The 14367-nt window shown below is 65.3% G+C and carries 26 protein-coding genes; all 26 read right to left on the reverse strand.

Translation table 11 applies throughout. From position 1 onward, the window contains the following. Position 1: 1 nt before the first annotated feature. The 26 genes from rpsK to rpsJ all read right to left on the reverse strand — a co-directional run bounded on the left by rpsK (position 2) and on the right by rpsJ (position 13943). A complete protein-coding gene (rpsK, locus tag I9P22_RS14440; RefSeq protein ID WP_011747123.1) occupies positions 2-391 on the reverse strand; it encodes a 30S ribosomal protein S11 in 390 nt (129 codons plus the stop codon). A 12-nt stretch (positions 392-403) separates the two neighbouring features. Then, positions 404-772: a 30S ribosomal protein S13 gene (rpsM, locus tag I9P22_RS14445; RefSeq protein ID WP_058097434.1), complete on the reverse strand. Its 369-nt coding sequence runs from the start codon at positions 770-772 to the stop codon at positions 404-406. 153 nt (positions 773-925) lie between these two features. Next, complete coding sequence (locus I9P22_RS14450) at positions 926-1522, reverse strand: adenylate kinase (RefSeq protein WP_199260174.1); 597 nt, start codon at positions 1520-1522, stop codon at positions 926-928. 59 nt (positions 1523-1581) lie between these two features. Next, the gene (gene secY / locus I9P22_RS14455) at positions 1582-2955 is read right to left on the reverse strand and encodes a preprotein translocase subunit SecY (protein ID WP_199260175.1); all 1374 of its coding nucleotides are present in this window, start codon (positions 2953-2955) and stop codon (positions 1582-1584) included. A gap of 103 nt (positions 2956-3058) precedes the next feature. Further along, positions 3059-3547 (reverse strand): 50S ribosomal protein L15, encoded by a 489-nt coding sequence (gene rplO, locus I9P22_RS14460; RefSeq protein ID WP_199260176.1) that lies wholly within the window; start codon positions 3545-3547, stop codon positions 3059-3061. A 155-nt stretch (positions 3548-3702) separates the two neighbouring features. Then, positions 3703-4425, reverse strand: coding sequence for a hypothetical protein (locus tag I9P22_RS14465; protein WP_199260177.1), 723 nt, complete (start codon positions 4423-4425; stop codon positions 3703-3705). A gap of 129 nt (positions 4426-4554) precedes the next feature. Continuing rightward, complete coding sequence (gene rpmD, locus I9P22_RS14470; protein ID WP_011747117.1) at positions 4555-4743, reverse strand: 50S ribosomal protein L30; 189 nt, start codon at positions 4741-4743, stop codon at positions 4555-4557. 12 nt (positions 4744-4755) lie between these two features. Next, a complete protein-coding gene (rpsE, locus tag I9P22_RS14475) occupies positions 4756-5322 on the reverse strand; it encodes a 30S ribosomal protein S5 (protein ID WP_199260178.1) in 567 nt (188 codons plus the stop codon). A gap of 131 nt (positions 5323-5453) precedes the next feature. Next, positions 5454-5813, reverse strand: a complete 360-nt coding sequence (gene rplR / locus I9P22_RS14480; protein ID WP_199260179.1) for a 50S ribosomal protein L18 — start codon at positions 5811-5813, stop codon at positions 5454-5456. Positions 5814-5824: 11 nt separating this feature from the next. Continuing rightward, positions 5825-6358: a 50S ribosomal protein L6 gene (gene rplF / locus I9P22_RS14485; RefSeq protein ID WP_199260180.1), complete on the reverse strand. Its 534-nt coding sequence runs from the start codon at positions 6356-6358 to the stop codon at positions 5825-5827. Positions 6359-6369: 11 nt separating this feature from the next. Continuing rightward, positions 6370-6768, reverse strand: a complete 399-nt coding sequence (rpsH, locus tag I9P22_RS14490; RefSeq protein WP_199260181.1) for a 30S ribosomal protein S8 — start codon at positions 6766-6768, stop codon at positions 6370-6372. Positions 6769-6777: 9 nt separating this feature from the next. After that, the gene (gene rpsN, locus I9P22_RS14495) at positions 6778-7083 is read right to left on the reverse strand and encodes a 30S ribosomal protein S14 (RefSeq protein ID WP_019351974.1); all 306 of its coding nucleotides are present in this window, start codon (positions 7081-7083) and stop codon (positions 6778-6780) included. A gap of 18 nt (positions 7084-7101) precedes the next feature. Then, complete coding sequence (gene rplE, locus I9P22_RS14500) at positions 7102-7662, reverse strand: 50S ribosomal protein L5 (RefSeq protein WP_199260182.1); 561 nt, start codon at positions 7660-7662, stop codon at positions 7102-7104. After that, entirely contained in the window at positions 7662-7967 is a 306-nt protein-coding gene (gene rplX / locus I9P22_RS14505; protein WP_199260183.1) for a 50S ribosomal protein L24, read from the reverse strand. The genes rplE and rplX overlap by 1 nt, the downstream gene beginning before the upstream one ends. Next, positions 7967-8335: a 50S ribosomal protein L14 gene (gene rplN / locus I9P22_RS14510; protein WP_010400243.1), complete on the reverse strand. Its 369-nt coding sequence runs from the start codon at positions 8333-8335 to the stop codon at positions 7967-7969. The genes rplX and rplN overlap by 1 nt, the downstream gene beginning before the upstream one ends. 76 nt (positions 8336-8411) lie before the next feature. Next, a complete protein-coding gene (gene rpsQ / locus I9P22_RS14515) occupies positions 8412-8660 on the reverse strand; it encodes a 30S ribosomal protein S17 (protein WP_024844059.1) in 249 nt (82 codons plus the stop codon). Positions 8661-8673: 13 nt separating this feature from the next. Further along, complete coding sequence (gene rpmC / locus I9P22_RS14520) at positions 8674-8880, reverse strand: 50S ribosomal protein L29 (RefSeq protein ID WP_199260184.1); 207 nt, start codon at positions 8878-8880, stop codon at positions 8674-8676. 192 nt (positions 8881-9072) lie between these two features. Beyond that, positions 9073-9486: a 50S ribosomal protein L16 gene (rplP, locus tag I9P22_RS14525; RefSeq protein ID WP_024844057.1), complete on the reverse strand. Its 414-nt coding sequence runs from the start codon at positions 9484-9486 to the stop codon at positions 9073-9075. A gap of 12 nt (positions 9487-9498) precedes the next feature. Further along, positions 9499-10221 carry a 30S ribosomal protein S3 gene (rpsC, locus tag I9P22_RS14530; protein WP_058097361.1) on the reverse strand — a complete coding sequence of 241 codons (723 nt, stop codon included), beginning with the start codon at positions 10219-10221 and terminating at the stop codon, positions 9499-9501. After that, positions 10221-10616: a 50S ribosomal protein L22 gene (gene rplV, locus I9P22_RS14535; RefSeq protein ID WP_199260185.1), complete on the reverse strand. Its 396-nt coding sequence runs from the start codon at positions 10614-10616 to the stop codon at positions 10221-10223. The genes rpsC and rplV overlap by 1 nt, the downstream gene beginning before the upstream one ends. A 5-nt stretch (positions 10617-10621) precedes the next feature. Then, positions 10622-10900 carry a 30S ribosomal protein S19 gene (gene rpsS, locus I9P22_RS14540; RefSeq protein ID WP_010400236.1) on the reverse strand — a complete coding sequence of 93 codons (279 nt, stop codon included), beginning with the start codon at positions 10898-10900 and terminating at the stop codon, positions 10622-10624. 3 nt (positions 10901-10903) lie between these two features. Beyond that, a complete protein-coding gene (rplB, locus tag I9P22_RS14545; RefSeq protein ID WP_199260186.1) occupies positions 10904-11740 on the reverse strand; it encodes a 50S ribosomal protein L2 in 837 nt (278 codons plus the stop codon). 95 nt (positions 11741-11835) lie between these two features. Then, the gene (locus I9P22_RS14550; protein ID WP_199260187.1) at positions 11836-12132 is read right to left on the reverse strand and encodes a 50S ribosomal protein L23; all 297 of its coding nucleotides are present in this window, start codon (positions 12130-12132) and stop codon (positions 11836-11838) included. Continuing rightward, the gene (rplD, locus tag I9P22_RS14555) at positions 12129-12749 is read right to left on the reverse strand and encodes a 50S ribosomal protein L4 (protein ID WP_199260188.1); all 621 of its coding nucleotides are present in this window, start codon (positions 12747-12749) and stop codon (positions 12129-12131) included. Before rplD ends, I9P22_RS14550 begins: the two co-directional genes overlap by 4 nt. After that, positions 12746-13624: a 50S ribosomal protein L3 gene (gene rplC, locus I9P22_RS14560; protein ID WP_199260189.1), complete on the reverse strand. Its 879-nt coding sequence runs from the start codon at positions 13622-13624 to the stop codon at positions 12746-12748. Before rplC ends, rplD begins: the two co-directional genes overlap by 4 nt. Before the next feature lie 10 nt (positions 13625-13634). Then, positions 13635-13943 carry a 30S ribosomal protein S10 gene (rpsJ, locus tag I9P22_RS14565; protein WP_010400227.1) on the reverse strand — a complete coding sequence of 103 codons (309 nt, stop codon included), beginning with the start codon at positions 13941-13943 and terminating at the stop codon, positions 13635-13637. Between the last annotated feature and the right edge of the window lie 424 nt (positions 13944-14367).

The raw sequence follows: 14367 nt of genomic DNA on the forward strand, positions 1-14367 counted from the left end.
ATCAGACCCGGCGGCGTTTCGGCGGGCGGCAGCCGTTATGCGCGATCGGGGTCACGTCACGGATGGCCGTGATGTTGAAGCCGACGGCGGCCAGCGCGCGCAGCGCCGATTCGCGGCCCGAGCCGGGGCCCTGCACCTCGACTTCCAGCGTGCGGACGCCGTGCTCCTGCGCCTTCTTGCCGGCGTCTTCGGCGGCCATCTGCGCGGCATAGGGGGTCGATTTGCGCGAGCCCTTGAAGCCCATGGTGCCGGCCGACGACCACGAGATCGCGTTGCCCTGCACGTCCGAGATCAGGATCTTGGTGTTGTTGAACGAGCTGTTCACATGCGCCACGCCGGTGGCGATGTTCTTGCGTTCCTTGCGCTTGATGCGGGTCTTGTCGCGTGCCATGTCCGTTCCCCCTTACTTCTTCTTGCCGGCGATCGGCTTCGCCGGGCCCTTGCGGGTGCGGGCATTGGTGTGGGTGCGCTGGCCGCGGACCGGCAGACCGCGACGGTGGCGCAGGCCCCGATAGGAGCCCAGGTCCATCAGGCGCTTGATGTTCATCTGCGTCTCGCGGCGCAGGTCGCCCTCGACGGTGTAGTTGGCGTCGATGTATTCGCGGATCTTCAGGACTTCGGCATCCGACAGTTCGTTCACGCGGCGCGTGGGCTCGATGCCGACGGCGGTGACGATCTCGTCGGCGAATTTCGAGCCGATCCCGTGGATATAGGTCAGGGCGATCGGGACGCGTTTCCCGGTCGGAATGTTGACGCCAGCAATACGAGCCACGCGTTTTTCCTTTTCATGTTGCGGTTCCGTAGCGCCGGAACCTTTTTTCACAACCAAAGACCCGAAAGCATCGCCTTCGGGCCTTCAACGGCCACCCCTTGCGAGGTGATTCTCATCCGAGATGCTGCGGATTAAGGGATTCCCGCCGGGGCGTCAACCCCGCCCCGCCTCCTTGTCGAGGATCGCCCCGATCTGCGCCGCCACTTCGTCCATCGCCGCCATGCCGTCGACATGCCGCAACTGGCCCTTGGCGTAGTAATAGCCCAGCAGGGGCGCGGTCTTCTTGTAGTATTCGCGCAGCCGGTCGGCAAAGACCTCGGGCGTATCGTCCGGCCGCACCGGCTGCCCGGCGGCGCGCGTTTCCTCGGCGCGCTTGACGATGCGCGAGACCAGCGCCGCGTCATCCACCCGCAGCTCGATCACCGCGTCGATGCGCTGGTCCATCTCGGCCATCAGCGCCTGCAGCGCATCGGCCTGGGCCAGGGTGCGCGGGAAGCCGTCGAAGATGAAGCCCTTGCCGCCCTGTCCCAGCTTTTCGCGGATCAGGCCGACGACGATCTCATCCGTGACCAGCTCACCGCGGTCCATGACCTCGGCCACGCGCCTGCCCATCTCGGTGCCCGAGCTGCGGGCCTCGCGCAGCATGTCGCCGGTGGACAGCTGCACCAACCCGCGTTCCTGGATCAGACGCTGGGCCTGGGTGCCTTTGCCGGCGCCGGGCGGGCCCAGCAGAATGATGTTGATCGCCATGTGGTCGTCCCTCTCCTACCCTTTTTGGTGGGCCTTCGGCCTTGTGCCGGGCCTGGCCGCTAGCGCCGTGCCGGGGCCTTGCGGGGCTTGGCCGCCCCGGTCTTGCCGCGCTTGCCGCGCAGCTGCGACTTCTCGATCAAACCTTCGTATTGATGCGCGAGCAAGTGGCTTTGCACCTGATTGATCGTGTCCATCACCACGCTGACCACGATCAGCACCGAGGTGCCACCGAAATAGAAGGGGATCGACAGCTGGTGGCGGATGACCTCGGGCAGCAGGCAGACCGCCGCCAGATAGGCCGAGCCGATCACCAGCACCCGGGTCACCACATAGGTCAGGTAGTCCTCGGTGCGCTTGCCGGGCCGGATGCCGGGGATGAAGCCGCCCTGGTTCTTCAGGTTCTCGGCCACGTCGTCAGTCTTGAAGCTGACGTTGAACGTGTAGAAATAGGTGAAGAACACGATCATCGCGCAGAAGAACAGCAGGTAGAGCGGCTGGCCGGGACCGAAATAGGCCAGGATCGTGGACATCACCGGCCCGGTCTGGTTGCCCGAGAAGGTCGAGATCGTCACCGGCAAGAGCAGCAGCGAGCTGGCGAAGATCGCCGGGATGACGCCGGCCGGGTTCACCTTGATCGGCAGGTGGCTGGACTGGCCGTCATAGATCTTCATCCCGACCTGGCGGCGCGGATACTGGATGTGGATCTTGCGCAGCGCCCGCTCCATGAACACCACGAAGCCGATCACCGCGGCGACCATGACGATCACCCCCAGAATCACCGGGGTCGAGATGGCGCCCGAGCGGCCCTGGGCCAGGAACTGCGCCAGGTGGCCGGGAATTTCCGCCACGATGCCGACGAAGATGATCAGAGAGATGCCGTTGCCGATGCCGCGGGCGGTGATCTGCTCGCCCAGCCACATCAGGAACATGGTGCCGCCGACCAGGGTGATGACGACCGAGGCGCGGAAGAACAGCCCCGGCTCATGCGCGAGGTTGCCGTGCTCCAGGCTGACCGCCAGACCCCAGGCCTGGAACAGCGCCAGCGCCACGGTGCCATATCGGGTATACTGGTTGATCTTCTTGCGGCCCTGCTCGCCCTCTTTCTTGAGCTGCTCGAGCGCCGGGACCATCGAGGCCAGCAGCTGCACGATGATCGAGGCCGAGATATAGGGCATGATCCCCAGCGCGAAGACGCCCATCCGCCCCAGCGCGCCGCCGGTGAACATCGACAGGATGCCGCCGATGCCGGCCTGGGCCTGGTCCATGAAGTTGCGCAGGCTCGCGCCGTCGATGCCCGGCACCGGGATATAGGTGCCGAGGCGATAGATGATGAGAAGTCCGAGCGTGAACCAGATCCTCTGGCGAAGCTCGGTCGCCTTGCCAAGCGCGCCCCAGGAAAGGTTCGCGGCCATCTGTTCTGCGGCTGACGCCATGCTTGTGCCCCTTCGTGGCAGCGCCGCCGGATCGTTTCCCGATCCCGCGGCGCCTGGAAAACTTGACAGCTATCTATGGGGCGCGGGCGCGCCCTTCAACAGCTTATTCGGCGGCAGCCGCGGCTTCCTTCGCCGGGCGGGTGACGGTGATCTTGCCACCGGCCTTCTCGATCGCCTCGACGGCGGCTTTCGACGCGCCGGCGACGGTCAGGGTCAGGGCGGCTTTCAGCTCGCCCTTGGCCAGCACGCGCACGCCGTCCAGCTTGCGGCGGATGACGCCGGCCGCGACCAGCGCGTCCTCGGTCACCTCGGCCTTCGCATCCAGCTTGCCCGCGTCGACGAAGGCTTGCAGCTGGCCCAGGTTCACCACCGCGAAATCCAGGCGATTCGGCTTCGAGAAGCCGCGCTTGGGCAGGCGGCGGTAAAGCGGCATCTGGCCGCCTTCGTAGCCGTTCAGCGCCACGCCCGACCGCGAGGTCTGGCCCTTGATGCCACGACCGGCGGTCTTGCCCTTGCCCGAGCCGGGGCCGCGCGCGACGCGCTTCTTCTTGCGGTTCGCGCCGGGATTGTCGCGGAGTTCATGCAGTTTCATATCGCTTCTCCTTGGCCGGAAGCGCCCCATGAAGCGAAGGGGGCGGACGCGGCATTTCTTGCTTGTTGAGTCGTCGATGTCCAAAGGGACACCGGCGGCTTCTACCGGCTGCGCCCGGCCGGGTCAAGCTGGCAGCGCCGGGCCGCGGCGGGCGCTCAGAATTCCAGCCAGCTGCCCAGCTTCAGCGCCAGCTCGCCCTCGCCCGCCAGCGGCGCGATCACCCCCAGCTCGACCCTGGCCGGGCCCCAGAGGTCGCGCACGGCCGAGACCGCCAGCCTGGCGGAAAAGCCGGTATCGTCGCGCTGCTCGAAGCGGAACTGCTGGATCAGCATCAGATCGTCGCGCGCGTGCCAGCCGAGGGTCAGGTCCAGCTTGTGGGTGGTCTCGGGCGTCAGATAGGTCGGATCCTCCCAGACCACGTTCGGCTCCTCCGGGTATTCCAGGGTCAGCACCGCGAGCTTCGAGCGGCTTTCCACCGCCAGCCAGCCGCCGCCGGGAATGCGGCGCAGCAGCGGGATGCTGTCGAACCCCCTGCCCCAGGCGGTGCCGATCTGCGCCAACGGGTGATAGCGCCCGTCGCGGCGGATGGCACCCAGGCCCAGCGACACCGCGAAGCGGTTCGGCCCCTCGGCCCGGCCAAGCGCCCGCTGCCACCAAAGCAGGATCGTCCGCTCGCCCCGCGCATCGCCCAGTTCCAGCCCCAGCGTGTCGCGCCGGCCGAGCCCGTATTCCGCGTAAAGGCTGGCATAGCGGTTGTTGTCGCCGTCCTGCTTGGTCGAAACAGCTGCGAAGACGCCGCCCGGATCGCGCGCCCATGGTCCCGCCAGCGCGGCCGGCGACAGCAGCAGCGCCGCCAGACAGCAGAGAATGCCGCGCATGTTCCGCCCCCGTTCCGCGCCCTCGGTCGGCGACAGGCTAGGGCGAAAGGGTTAGCAAAGCGTTAACGCGGCAAGGAAAAACGCCCCGGATTTCTCCGGGGCGCTTCCTGACGGTCGCGAGGGCTGGAATCAGCCGCGCTCTTCGATGATGACGGCCAGATGCGGGATCTTGGCGACCATGCCGCGCACGGCCGGCGTGTCTTCCAGCTCGCGGGTGCGGTTCATCTTGTTCAGGCCCAGGCCCTTCAGCGTCTCGCGCTGGATGGCCGGACGGCGGATCGGCGAGCCGATCTGCTTGACGACGATGGTTTTAGCCATTGCAGCCTCTCCTTACGCTTCGACGGCGGCGTCAGCCGGCTTGTCGTTCGAGGGCAGGATCTCGGCCACCTTCTTGCCGCGACGCTGGGCGACGTTGCGGGGCGAGGCTTCCTTCTTGAGGCCGTCGATGGTGGCACGGATCATGTTGTAGGGGTTCTGCGAGCCCTGCGACTTGGCCACGACGTCCTGGACGCCCAGCATCTCGAACACGGCGCGCATCGGACCGCCGGCGATGATGCCGGTCCCCGGGACGGCGGTGCGCATGATGACCTTGCCGGCGCCGTGACGGCCCTCGATGTCATGATGCAGGGTACGGCCGTCGCGCAGCGGCACGCGGATCAGGCCGCGCTTGGCCTGCTCGGTCGCCTTGCGGATCGCCTCGGGCACTTCCTTCGCCTTGCCCTTACCGAAGCCGACGCGGCCGCGCTGGTCGCCGACGACCACCAGGGCCGCGAAGCCGAAGCGCTTGCCGCCCTTGACGGTTTTCGACACGCGGTTGATCGCGACCAGACGGTCGGCGAATTCCGGGGTTTCCTCGCGCTCTTCGCGGCGACCCCGACGATGTTCACGTTCTGCCATTCAGGCATTCCTTGTAATCTGGCGCGCGATCCGCGCCGTTGGAGCCAATCCTGGTGGGCGGCCGCGCGGGCGGCCAACCCCCGGATCATCGGGGCGGCGCGCCCGTATCGGAAAGCGCCGCCCGCATCAGATCAGAACTTCAGACCGCCTTCGCGGGCTGCGTCGGCCAGAGCCTTGATCTTGCCGTGGAACAGGAAACCGCCGCGGTCGAAGATCACCTCTTCGACGCCGGCCTTCTTCGCGCGCTCCGCAATGGCAGCGCCGATCTTGGCCGCGGCTTCCAGGTTGTTCTTGCCGACAACGCCCAGGTCCTTTTCCAGCGACGAGGCGGCGGCCAGCGTGACCCCCTTCGCGTCGTCGATCACCTGGACGCTGATGTTCTTGGAAGAACGGTGAACGGACAGGCGCGGACGACCGTCCGAGATGGCCCGCAATTTGTTCCGCACGCGCAGGCGGCGCTTCAGGAACAGCTCTCTCTTGTTCAGTGCCATTTTCGCGCCCCTTACTTCTTCTTGCCTTCCTTGCGGAAGATGACCTCACCCTTGTAGCGGATGCCCTTGCCCTTGTAGGGCTCGGGGCGGCGCCACTCGCGGATGTTCGCGGCGACCTGGCCGACCAACTGCTGGTCGATGCCCTCGACCACGATCTCGGTCTGCTTCGGCGCCGTGATGGTCACGCCTTCCGGCGTTTCGAAGTTCACGTCATGCGAATAGCCCAGGGCGAGCTTCAGGGTCTTGCCCTGCATCTGGGCGCGGTAGCCGACGCCCTGGATTTCCAGCTCTTTCCTGAAGCCTTCGGTGACGCCGACGGTCAGGTTCTCGACCATCGAACGGGTCATGCCCCATTGCTGCCGGGCGCGCTTGGACTGGCCGCGCGGGGTCACCTTGACGGCGCCCTCCTCGAGGCTCAGCGTCACGTCGTCGGTCGCGGTGAAGCTGCGGCTGCCCTTCGGACCCTTGACCTCGATGGTCTGGCCCTTGATCTCTGCGGTCACGCCCTTGGGGAGGGCGACCGGTTTCTTACCAATCCGAGACATTGCTGCCCTCCTTAGAACACGGTGCAGAGGACTTCGCCGCCGACATTGGCGCTGCGAGCCGCTGCATCAGACATGACGCCCTTGGGCGTCGAGACGATGGAAACGCCCAGGCCGTTGCGGACCATGGGGATTTCCTTGGCGCCGGCATAGACGCGGCGGCCGGGCTTGGACACGCGGGCCAGTTCGCGGATGACCGGAGTGCCTTCGTAGTATTTCAGGCTGATTTCCAGTTCCTTGTGACCGGCCTCGGTCGTCACTTCTTCATAGCCGCGGATGTAGCCTTCGGCTTTCAGCACGTCCAGGACCCAGGCACGCAGCTTGGAGCCCGGGGTGCGGACGGTCGATTTGCCGCGCATCTGAGCGTTGCGGATGCGGGTCAGCATATCGCCGAGCGGATCGTTCATCGACATATTGCCCCCTTACCAGCTCGATTTGACCATGCCGGGGATCTGGCCGAACGAGCCGAGCTCGCGCAGCATGATCCGCGACAGTTTCAGTTTACGGTAATACGCATGCGGACGGCCGGTGAGCTGGCACCGGTTGTGCAGGCGCGTCGCCGAGGAGTTGCGCGGCAGTTCAGCCAGTTTCAGGCTGGCCTTGAAGCGCTCTTCCATCGGCAGGGACTGATCGTGGACGATCTCGTTCAGCGCGGCGCGCTTGGCGGCGTATTTCTGAACCAGACGCTCGCGCTTCTTCTCGCGCTCGACCATGGATTTCTTAGCCATATCTTCTTCCCTCCGCGATCAGCTGTTGAACGGCATGTTGAATGCCTTCAGCAGGGATTTCGCTTCCGCGTCGGTCTTCGCGGTGGTGCAGATGATGATGTCCATCCCCAGGACTTCGTCGACCTTGTCGAAGTTGATTTCCGGGAAAACGATGTGCTCCTTCAGGCCCATGGCATAGTTGCCGCGGCCGTCGAAAGCCGTGCCCTTGACGCCGCGGAAGTCGCGGACGCGGGGCAGCGCGATGTTGATCAGGCGGTCGAGGAATTCGTACATCCGGTCGCCGCGCAGCGTGACCTTGCAGCCCAGCGGCATTTCCTCGCGGACGCGGAAACCGGCGATCGACTTCTTGGCCTTGGTGATCACGGCCTTCTGGCCGGCGATCAGCGACAGTTCCTCGGCGCCCTGCTTGACCTTCTTGGTGTCCTTGACCGCCTCGCCGATGCCCATGTTCAGGACGATCTTGTCCAGGCGCGGGATCTGCATGTCGTTCTTGTAGCCGAACTCTTCCTTCAGGGCAGCACGGATGCTGTCCTTGTAGAGCGACTTCAGACGCGGGGTGTAATTGGCTTGGTCCAGCATCAGATCACGTCTCCCGTGGTCTTGGCATAACGGACCTTCTGGTCGCCTTCCACGCGGAAGCCGACGCGGGTCGCTTTGCCGTTCTTGTCCAGCAGCGCGAGGTTCGACAGGTCGATCGGCATGGCCTTGGCCACGCGGCCGCCCTGGCTGGTCTGGGTCTGGCGCTGGTGACGGATCGCGATGTTGACGCCGTCAACCACGGCCTTGTTCTCTTTCGGGAACACCGCGGTGATCTCGCCCTGCTTGCCCTTGTCCTTGCCGGTCAGCACGACGACCTTGTCGCCCTTTTTCAGCTTGGCAGCCATCACAGCACCTCCGGCGCAAGCGAGATGATCTTCATGAAGTTCTTGGCGCGCAGCTCGCGCACGACCGGCCCGAAGATCCGGGTGCCGACCGGTTCGCCCTGGTTGTTCAGGATGACGGCGGCGTTGCGGTCGAAGCGGATCGAGGTGCCGTCCTCGCGCTTCACTTCTTTGGCGGTGCGCACGACGACGGCCTTGCGGACGTCACCTTTCTTCACGCGGCCGCGCGGGATGGCCTCCTTGACGGAGACGACGATGATGTCGCCCACCGACGCATAGCGACGGTGCGAACCACCCAGGACCTTGATGCACTGCACCCGGCGCGCGCCGGAGTTGTCAGCGACATCCAGATTGGTCTGCATCTGGATCATTTGGTTACTCCCGACCTTTGGGGACCGGCACGACCATGATCATGGGCCGGCCCCAGGGTATCGATTAAACTGGGCCTCAGGCCGAAGCCTCGGTGGCTTCGGTCAGCACGGTCCAGCGCTTGGTCTTCGAGATCGGCGCGCATTCGACGATGCGAACGATGTCACCGACCTTGAACTGGTTCTGCGCGTCATGCGCGCGGTATTTCTTCGACGACCGCACGGTCTTGTGCAGCAGCGGATGCTTGAAGCGACGCTCGACCAGGACGGTGACGGTCTGTTCGTTCTTGTCGCTGACGACCTTGCCTTGCAGGATGCGTTTGGGCATGGACCGGGTCTCCTCAGTTCGACGCCGCGGCTTCCGCCGCTTTCTGGTTCAGAATGGTTTTCACACGGGCGACGTCGCGGCGGACGGCGCGCATGCGGGCGGTCGATTCGAGCTGGCCGGTGGCCTGCTGGAAGCGCAGATTGAACGCTTCCTTCTTCAGCGACAGAAGCTGCTCGCGCAGCTGTTCCGGCGTCTTGTCTTTCAGTTCCTGCGCTTTCATGCGCCTCTTCCTTTCAACATCACCGGAGAGCCCCTGCCCTGCAGGGCCACCCTGATTCCGGTGGAGTTTCGTGATGAAGGCCTGCCCATACAGGGAATGCCGCTGCTTGGCAACCCCGATTGTCGGGACAGGCCAGAAATGCAGCGCCCCGCCACTGTCGCGGCGGGGCGCCAAATCGCTTGCGTAGGCGAATTACCAGTCTTCGCGGGCGACGATGCGGGTCAGCACCGGCAGCTTCTGCGCGCCCAGGCGCAGGGCTTCGCGGGCGATGGCGTCGTTCACGCCGTCGATCTCGAACATGATCCGGCCGGGATGGACGCGGGCCGCCCAGTAGTCCACCGAACCCTTGCCCTTACCCATCCGCACTTCGGTCGGCTTCGAGGAAACCGGCACGTCCGGGAAGATCCGGATCCAGACCCGGCCCTGACGCTTCATGTGGCGGGTGATCGCGCGGCGGGCCGCCTCGATCTGGCGCGCGGTGACGCGCTCGGGCTCGATGGCCTTCAGCGCGTAGGAGCCGAAGTTCAGGTTGAACCCGCCCTTGGCCTCGCCATGGATGCGGCCCTTGTGCTGTTTGCGGAACTTGGTCCGTTTCGGTTGCAGCATTGCTTCTTCTCCTTAGCGCGCGTCGCGGTCGCGATCACGGCGCGGACCGCGGGGCGACGGGCCGTCCTGCGCTTCGGTGGCGCGGCGGTCGCGGGCCTGCGGGTCGTGCTCCATGATCTCGCCCTTGAAGATCCAGACCTTCACGCCGATGATCCCGTAGGGGGTCGAAGCCTCCGACAGCGCATAGTCGATGTCGGCGCGCAGCGTGTGCAGCGGCACCCGGCCCTCGCGATACCATTCGGTGCGGGCGATCTCGGCGCCGCCCAGGCGGCCCGAGACGTTCACCCGGATCCCCAGCGCGCCCATGCGCATGGCGTTCTGCACCGCGCGCTTCATGGCGCGGCGGAACGACACCCGGCGCTCGAGCTGCTGGGCGATCGACTCGGCCACCAGCTGGGCGTCCAGTTCGGGCTTGCGGACCTCGACGATGTTGAGGTGCAGTTCCGAGCCGGTGAAGTTCGCCAGCTTCTTGCGCAGGGTCTCGATATCGGCGCCTTTCTTGCCGATGATGACACCCGGGCGCGCAGCATAGATCGTCACGCGGCATTTCTTGTGCGGACGCTCGATCACCACGCGGCTGACGCCGGCCTGCTTCGCTTCCTTGCGGATGAAGTCGCGGATCTTCAGGTCTTCCAGCAGCAGATTGCCGTAGTCCTTGTCATCCGCATACCAGCGGCTGTCCCAGGTGCGGTTGACCTGGAGACGCATCCCGATGGGGTTTACCTTCTGACCCATTACGCGCGCTCCCCGGCTTCAATGGCCTCGACCTGACGGACCTTGATGGTGATTTCCGAAAACGGCTTCATGATCTTGCCGTAGCGACCGCGGGCGCGCGGACGGCCACGCTTCATGACCAGGTTCTTGCCGACCCAGGCCTCGGCGACGACCAGGTTGTCGACATCGAGGTTGTGGTTGTTCTCGGCATTGGCAATGGCCGATTGCAGGCATTTCTTCACGTCGCCGGCGATGCGGCGCTTCGAGAAGGTCAGGTCGGCCAGGGCCTTCTCGACCTTCTTGCCGCGGATCATGCCGGCGACCAGGTTCAGCTTCTGCGGCGAGGTGCGCAGCATCTTCGCCTTCGCAAAGGCCTCGTTCTCCGCCACGCGGCGCGGATTCTTTTCCTTACCCATGGGGATTACTTCCTTTTCGCTTTCTTGTCGGCGGCGTGACCGTAATAGGTCCGGGTCGGCGAGTATTCACCGAACTTCTGGCCGATCATCTCCTCGGTCACCGAGACCGGGATATGCTTCTGGCCGTTGTAGACGCCGAAGGTCAGGCCGACGAATTGCGGCAGGATGGTCGAACGACGCGACCAGATCTTGATGACGTCCGACTTGCCGGATTCGCGGGCTTTCTCGGCCTTGCGAAGCACATAGGCATCGACAAAGGGGCCCTTCCAAACAGAACGTGCCATGGATTAACGCCCCTTCTTCGCGTGACGCGACCGCAGGATGTACTTGTCGGTCGATTTGTTCGAGCGGGTCCTGGTGCCCTTGGTGCCCTTGCCCCAGGGAGTGACCGGGTGACGGCCGCCCGAGGTCCGGCCCTCGCCACCGCCATGCGGGTGGTCGATCGGGTTCATCGCGACACCGCGCACGCTGGGGCGGATGCCCTTGTGGCGGTTGCGGCCGGCCTTGCCGAGGTTCTGGTTCGAGTGGTCCGAGTTCGACACGGCGCCGATGGTGGCCATGCATTCCTGGCGCACCAGACGCAGCTCGCCCGAGGACAGGCGGATCTGGGCATAGCCGCCGTCGCGACCGACGAACTGGGCATAGGTGCCAGCCGAGCGGGCGATCTGACCGCCCTTGCCGGGCTTCAGCTCGACATTGTGGACGATGGTGCCGATCGGCATGCCGCTGAAGGGCATCGCGTTGCCGGGCTTCACGTCGACCTTGGCGCCGGCGATGACCTTGTCACCCACGGCCAGACGCTGCGGGGCCAGGATATAGGCCTGCTCGCCGTCTTCGTATTTGATCAGCGCGATGAAGGCGGTGCGGTTGGGATCGTATTCGATCCGCTCGACGGTCGCCGAAACATCGAACTTGGTGCGCTTGAAATCGACGATGCGATAGAGACGCTTCGCCCCGCCGCCCTTGCGGCGCATCGTGATCCGTCCGGTGTTGTTCCGGCCGCCGTTCTTGGTCAACCCTTCCGTGAGGGACTTGACCGGGCGCCCTTTCCAAAGCTCCGAACGGTCGATCAGAACCAGCCCACGCTGGCCAGGCGTCGTCGGCTTATACGACTTGAGTGCCATGCTTTCTGTCTTCCGTTGCTTTGGACCGTTGCTGGTCCGTTTCAGTCAAATGGCGACGGCCCCGCTGCCGGGGCCGTCGATTCGCAGGCTTCTTATCAGAGGCCGGTCGAGACGTCGATGCTGTTGCCAGCTTCCAGCGTCACATAGGCCTTCTTCACGTCCGAGCGGACGCCGGGACGGCCGCGGAAACGCTTGGTCTTGCCCTTGGTGATGGTCGTGTTCACGCCCTTCACCTTGACGTTGAACAGGGCCTCGACGGCCTGCTTGATCGCCGGCTTGGTCGAATCCTTGGCCACCTGGAAGACATAGGCGTTGGCATCGGACACCAGCGTCGCCTTCTCGGTGATGATCGGCTTGACGATCACGTCGTAATGTTCGGGTTTCACGCTCATTTCAGGCGAGCCTCCAGAGCTTCGACACCGGCGCGCGTCAGCACGAGCGTGTCGCGACGCAGGATGTCATAGACGTTGGCACCGATCGAGGGCAGCACATCGACGCCTTCGAGGTTGCGGGCGGCGCGGGCGAAGTTCTCGTTCACTTCGGCACCGTCGATCACCAGCACGCGCTTCCAGCCGTTCTCCTTGACCGCCTTGGCGACGGCCGAGGTCTTGGCCTCAGTGATGTTCAGGCTGTCCACGACCACCAGCTCGCCCGCGGCGGCCTTGGCCGACAGTGCGTGCTTCAGGCCAAGCGCGCGGACCTTCTTGGGCAGGTCGAAGGCGTGGCTGCGCGGGGTCGGGCCCTTGTAGACGCCGCCGTGACGGAAGATCGGCGCTTTGCGCGAGCCGTGGCGGGCGCCGCCGGTGCCCTTCTGGCGGTAAATCTTCTTGGTCGAATAGCTGACATCCGACTTGCCCAGCACCGAATGGGTGCCCGCCTGCGCCTTCGCACGCTGCCAGCGCACGACGCGATGCAGCAGGTCCGCACGCGGCTCGAGCCCGAAGATGTCATCGCTCAGGTCGATGTCACCGGCCTTGCCGGCGTCGAGCGTGATCACATCGAGTTTCATTTGCTTTCTCCTTCGGGCGCGGCGTTGTCCTCGGCAGCACCGTCAGCAGCCTTCTCGGCCTCGATCGAGGCCTGGGCTTCGGCCAGGGCAGCCTCTTGCGCGGCGGCTTCGGCTTCAGCGGCGGCCTTGCGGGCAGCTTCTTCCTCGGCGGCAGCGGCGGCAGCGGCTTCTTCGGCCAGACGCGCGGCTTCCTTGGCCTTGGCGCGGGTCGCGGCGGGGAAGATCGTGGCTTCGGCCAGCGGCTTCTTCACGGCGTCCTTGATGGTGACCCAGCCACCCTTGGAGCCCGGCACCGAGCCCTTGACCATGATCAGGCCACGCTCGGCATCGGTCTTGACGACCTGCAGGTTCTGGGTGGTGACGCGCACGGCACCCAGGTGGCCGGCCATCTTCTTGCCCTTGAACACCTTGCCGGGGTCCTGGCACTGGCCGGTCGAACCATGCGAGCGGTGGCTGATCGACACGCCGTGCGAGGCGCGCAGACCGCCGAAATTGTGGCGCTTCATCGCACCGGCAAAGCCCTTGCCGATCGAGGTGCCGGCGATGTCGACATATTGCCCGGCGAAGTAGTGGTCGGCGATGATCTCCTCGCCCACCTCGACCAGGTTTTCGGGCGCAACGCGGAATTCCGCGATCTTGCGCTTGGGCGCGACATTCGCCTTGGCGAAATGGCCACGCAGCGCGGCGGTCGTGCGCTTGGCCTTGGCCTCGCCCGCGCCGAGCTGCAGCGCCACATAGCCGTCTTTCTCGGCGGTGCGCTGAGCGATGACCTGCACGTTGTCCACGTGCAGAACGGTGACGGGCACCTGACGCCCGTCTTCCAGGAACAGCCGGGTCATGCCCAGCTTCTTGGCGATTACACCAGTCCGCAGCATGTCAGCCTCCTTACACCTTGATCTCGACATCCACGCCGGCGGCGAGGTCAAGCTTCATCAGGGCGTCGACGGTCTGCGGGGTCGGGTCGACGATGTCCAGCAGGCGCTTGTGCGTGCGGATTTCCCACTGGTCGCGGGATTTCTTGTCGATATGCGGACCGCGCAGGACGGTGAACTTCTCGATCTTGTTGGGCAGCGGAATCGGGCCGCGGACCTGCGCGCCGGTGCGCTTGGCGGTGTTGACGATTTCCTGCGTGCTGGCATCCAGGACGCGGTAATCGAACGCCTTCAACCGGATGCGGATATTCTGGCTTTGCATTCTCATCCCTCTTGCGGGGAGTTCCAGTTGAGAGGCTGACGACACACCACGCACCGCCAGCGTCGAACCGTATAAAACAAGAGCAGGCCGCCTGAATATGGCGGCCCGACCCGATGCAACCGATTCGTCGCAGACGCGGACGAATGGAAGCGATGCGCCCCTCTAGCGGTTTCCCGCGCGCGGGTCAAGCAAGCAAGCCGCGCCGTCTTGCATGCCGGCGCGGCGGCGGCTACCCCAAGGCACAGGCATTCCCGCTGCGACCGTCAAGGAACAGGCATCATGCCCGTCGATCCGCTCCGCCTGATCCATGACCTGATCCGCCGCAGCCCGCCTCTGCTGGAGCTTGCCCGGAGCGCACGCAGCCTGGCGCGCCGCTTGCGCCGGATCCGGCGCGGCTGGCTGCCGGCCGCCCGGCGCCGGCCGG

Source organism: Paracoccus binzhouensis (genome assembly GCF_016446475.1).
Classification (GTDB): domain Bacteria; phylum Pseudomonadota; class Alphaproteobacteria; order Rhodobacterales; family Rhodobacteraceae; genus Paracoccus; species Paracoccus binzhouensis.

Excerpts from the sequence above, each read along its gene's own strand:
- rpsE (WP_199260178.1), bottom strand. The coding sequence starts at position 5,322 with ATGGCAGAACGTGAACATCGTCGGGGTCGCCGCGAAGAGCGCGAGGAA.
- I9P22_RS14550 (WP_199260187.1), bottom strand. The coding sequence starts at position 12,132 with ATGAGCGTGAAACCCGAACATTACGACGTGATCGTCAAGCCGATCATC.
- rpsC (WP_058097361.1), bottom strand. The coding sequence starts at position 10,221 with ATGGGTCAGAAGGTAAACCCCATCGGGATGCGTCTCCAGGTCAACCGC.
- rpsJ (WP_010400227.1), bottom strand. The coding sequence starts at position 13,943 with ATGCAAAGCCAGAATATCCGCATCCGGTTGAAGGCGTTCGATTACCGC.
- rpmC (WP_199260184.1), bottom strand. The coding sequence starts at position 8,880 with ATGAAAGCGCAGGAACTGAAAGACAAGACGCCGGAACAGCTGCGCGAG.
- I9P22_RS14450 (WP_199260174.1), bottom strand. The coding sequence starts at position 1,522 with ATGGCGATCAACATCATTCTGCTGGGCCCGCCCGGCGCCGGCAAAGGC.
- rplX (WP_199260183.1), bottom strand. The coding sequence starts at position 7,967 with ATGGCTGCCAAGCTGAAAAAGGGCGACAAGGTCGTCGTGCTGACCGGC.
- secY (WP_199260175.1), bottom strand. The coding sequence starts at position 2,955 with ATGGCGTCAGCCGCAGAACAGATGGCCGCGAACCTTTCCTGGGGCGCG.
- rplC (WP_199260189.1), bottom strand. The coding sequence starts at position 13,624 with ATGCTGCGGACTGGTGTAATCGCCAAGAAGCTGGGCATGACCCGGCTG.
- rpsH (WP_199260181.1), bottom strand. The coding sequence starts at position 6,768 with ATGTCGATGAACGATCCGCTCGGCGATATGCTGACCCGCATCCGCAAC.
- rplP (WP_024844057.1), bottom strand. The coding sequence starts at position 9,486 with ATGCTGCAACCGAAACGGACCAAGTTCCGCAAACAGCACAAGGGCCGC.
- rplV (WP_199260185.1), bottom strand. The coding sequence starts at position 10,616 with ATGGGTAAGGAAAAGAATCCGCGCCGCGTGGCGGAGAACGAGGCCTTT.
- rplN (WP_010400243.1), bottom strand. The coding sequence starts at position 8,335 with ATGATCCAGATGCAGACCAATCTGGATGTCGCTGACAACTCCGGCGCG.
- rpsK (WP_011747123.1), bottom strand. The coding sequence starts at position 391 with ATGGCACGCGACAAGACCCGCATCAAGCGCAAGGAACGCAAGAACATC.
- rpsN (WP_019351974.1), bottom strand. The coding sequence starts at position 7,083 with ATGGCTAAGAAATCCATGGTCGAGCGCGAGAAGAAGCGCGAGCGTCTG.
- rplB (WP_199260186.1), bottom strand. The coding sequence starts at position 11,740 with ATGGCACTCAAGTCGTATAAGCCGACGACGCCTGGCCAGCGTGGGCTG.
- rplD (WP_199260188.1), bottom strand. The coding sequence starts at position 12,749 with ATGAAACTCGATGTGATCACGCTCGACGCCGGCAAGGCCGGTGACATC.
- rplF (WP_199260180.1), bottom strand. The coding sequence starts at position 6,358 with ATGTCTCGGATTGGTAAGAAACCGGTCGCCCTCCCCAAGGGCGTGACC.
- rpmD (WP_011747117.1), bottom strand. The coding sequence starts at position 4,743 with ATGGCTAAAACCATCGTCGTCAAGCAGATCGGCTCGCCGATCCGCCGT.
- I9P22_RS14465 (WP_199260177.1), bottom strand. The coding sequence starts at position 4,425 with ATGCGCGGCATTCTCTGCTGTCTGGCGGCGCTGCTGCTGTCGCCGGCC.
- rplE (WP_199260182.1), bottom strand. The coding sequence starts at position 7,662 with ATGCTGGACCAAGCCAATTACACCCCGCGTCTGAAGTCGCTCTACAAG.
- rplR (WP_199260179.1), bottom strand. The coding sequence starts at position 5,813 with ATGGCACTGAACAAGAGAGAGCTGTTCCTGAAGCGCCGCCTGCGCGTG.
- rplO (WP_199260176.1), bottom strand. The coding sequence starts at position 3,547 with ATGAAACTGCATGAACTCCGCGACAATCCCGGCGCGAACCGCAAGAAG.
- rpsS (WP_010400236.1), bottom strand. The coding sequence starts at position 10,900 with ATGGCACGTTCTGTTTGGAAGGGCCCCTTTGTCGATGCCTATGTGCTT.
- rpsQ (WP_024844059.1), bottom strand. The coding sequence starts at position 8,660 with ATGCCCAAACGCATCCTGCAAGGCAAGGTCGTCAGCGACAAGAACGAA.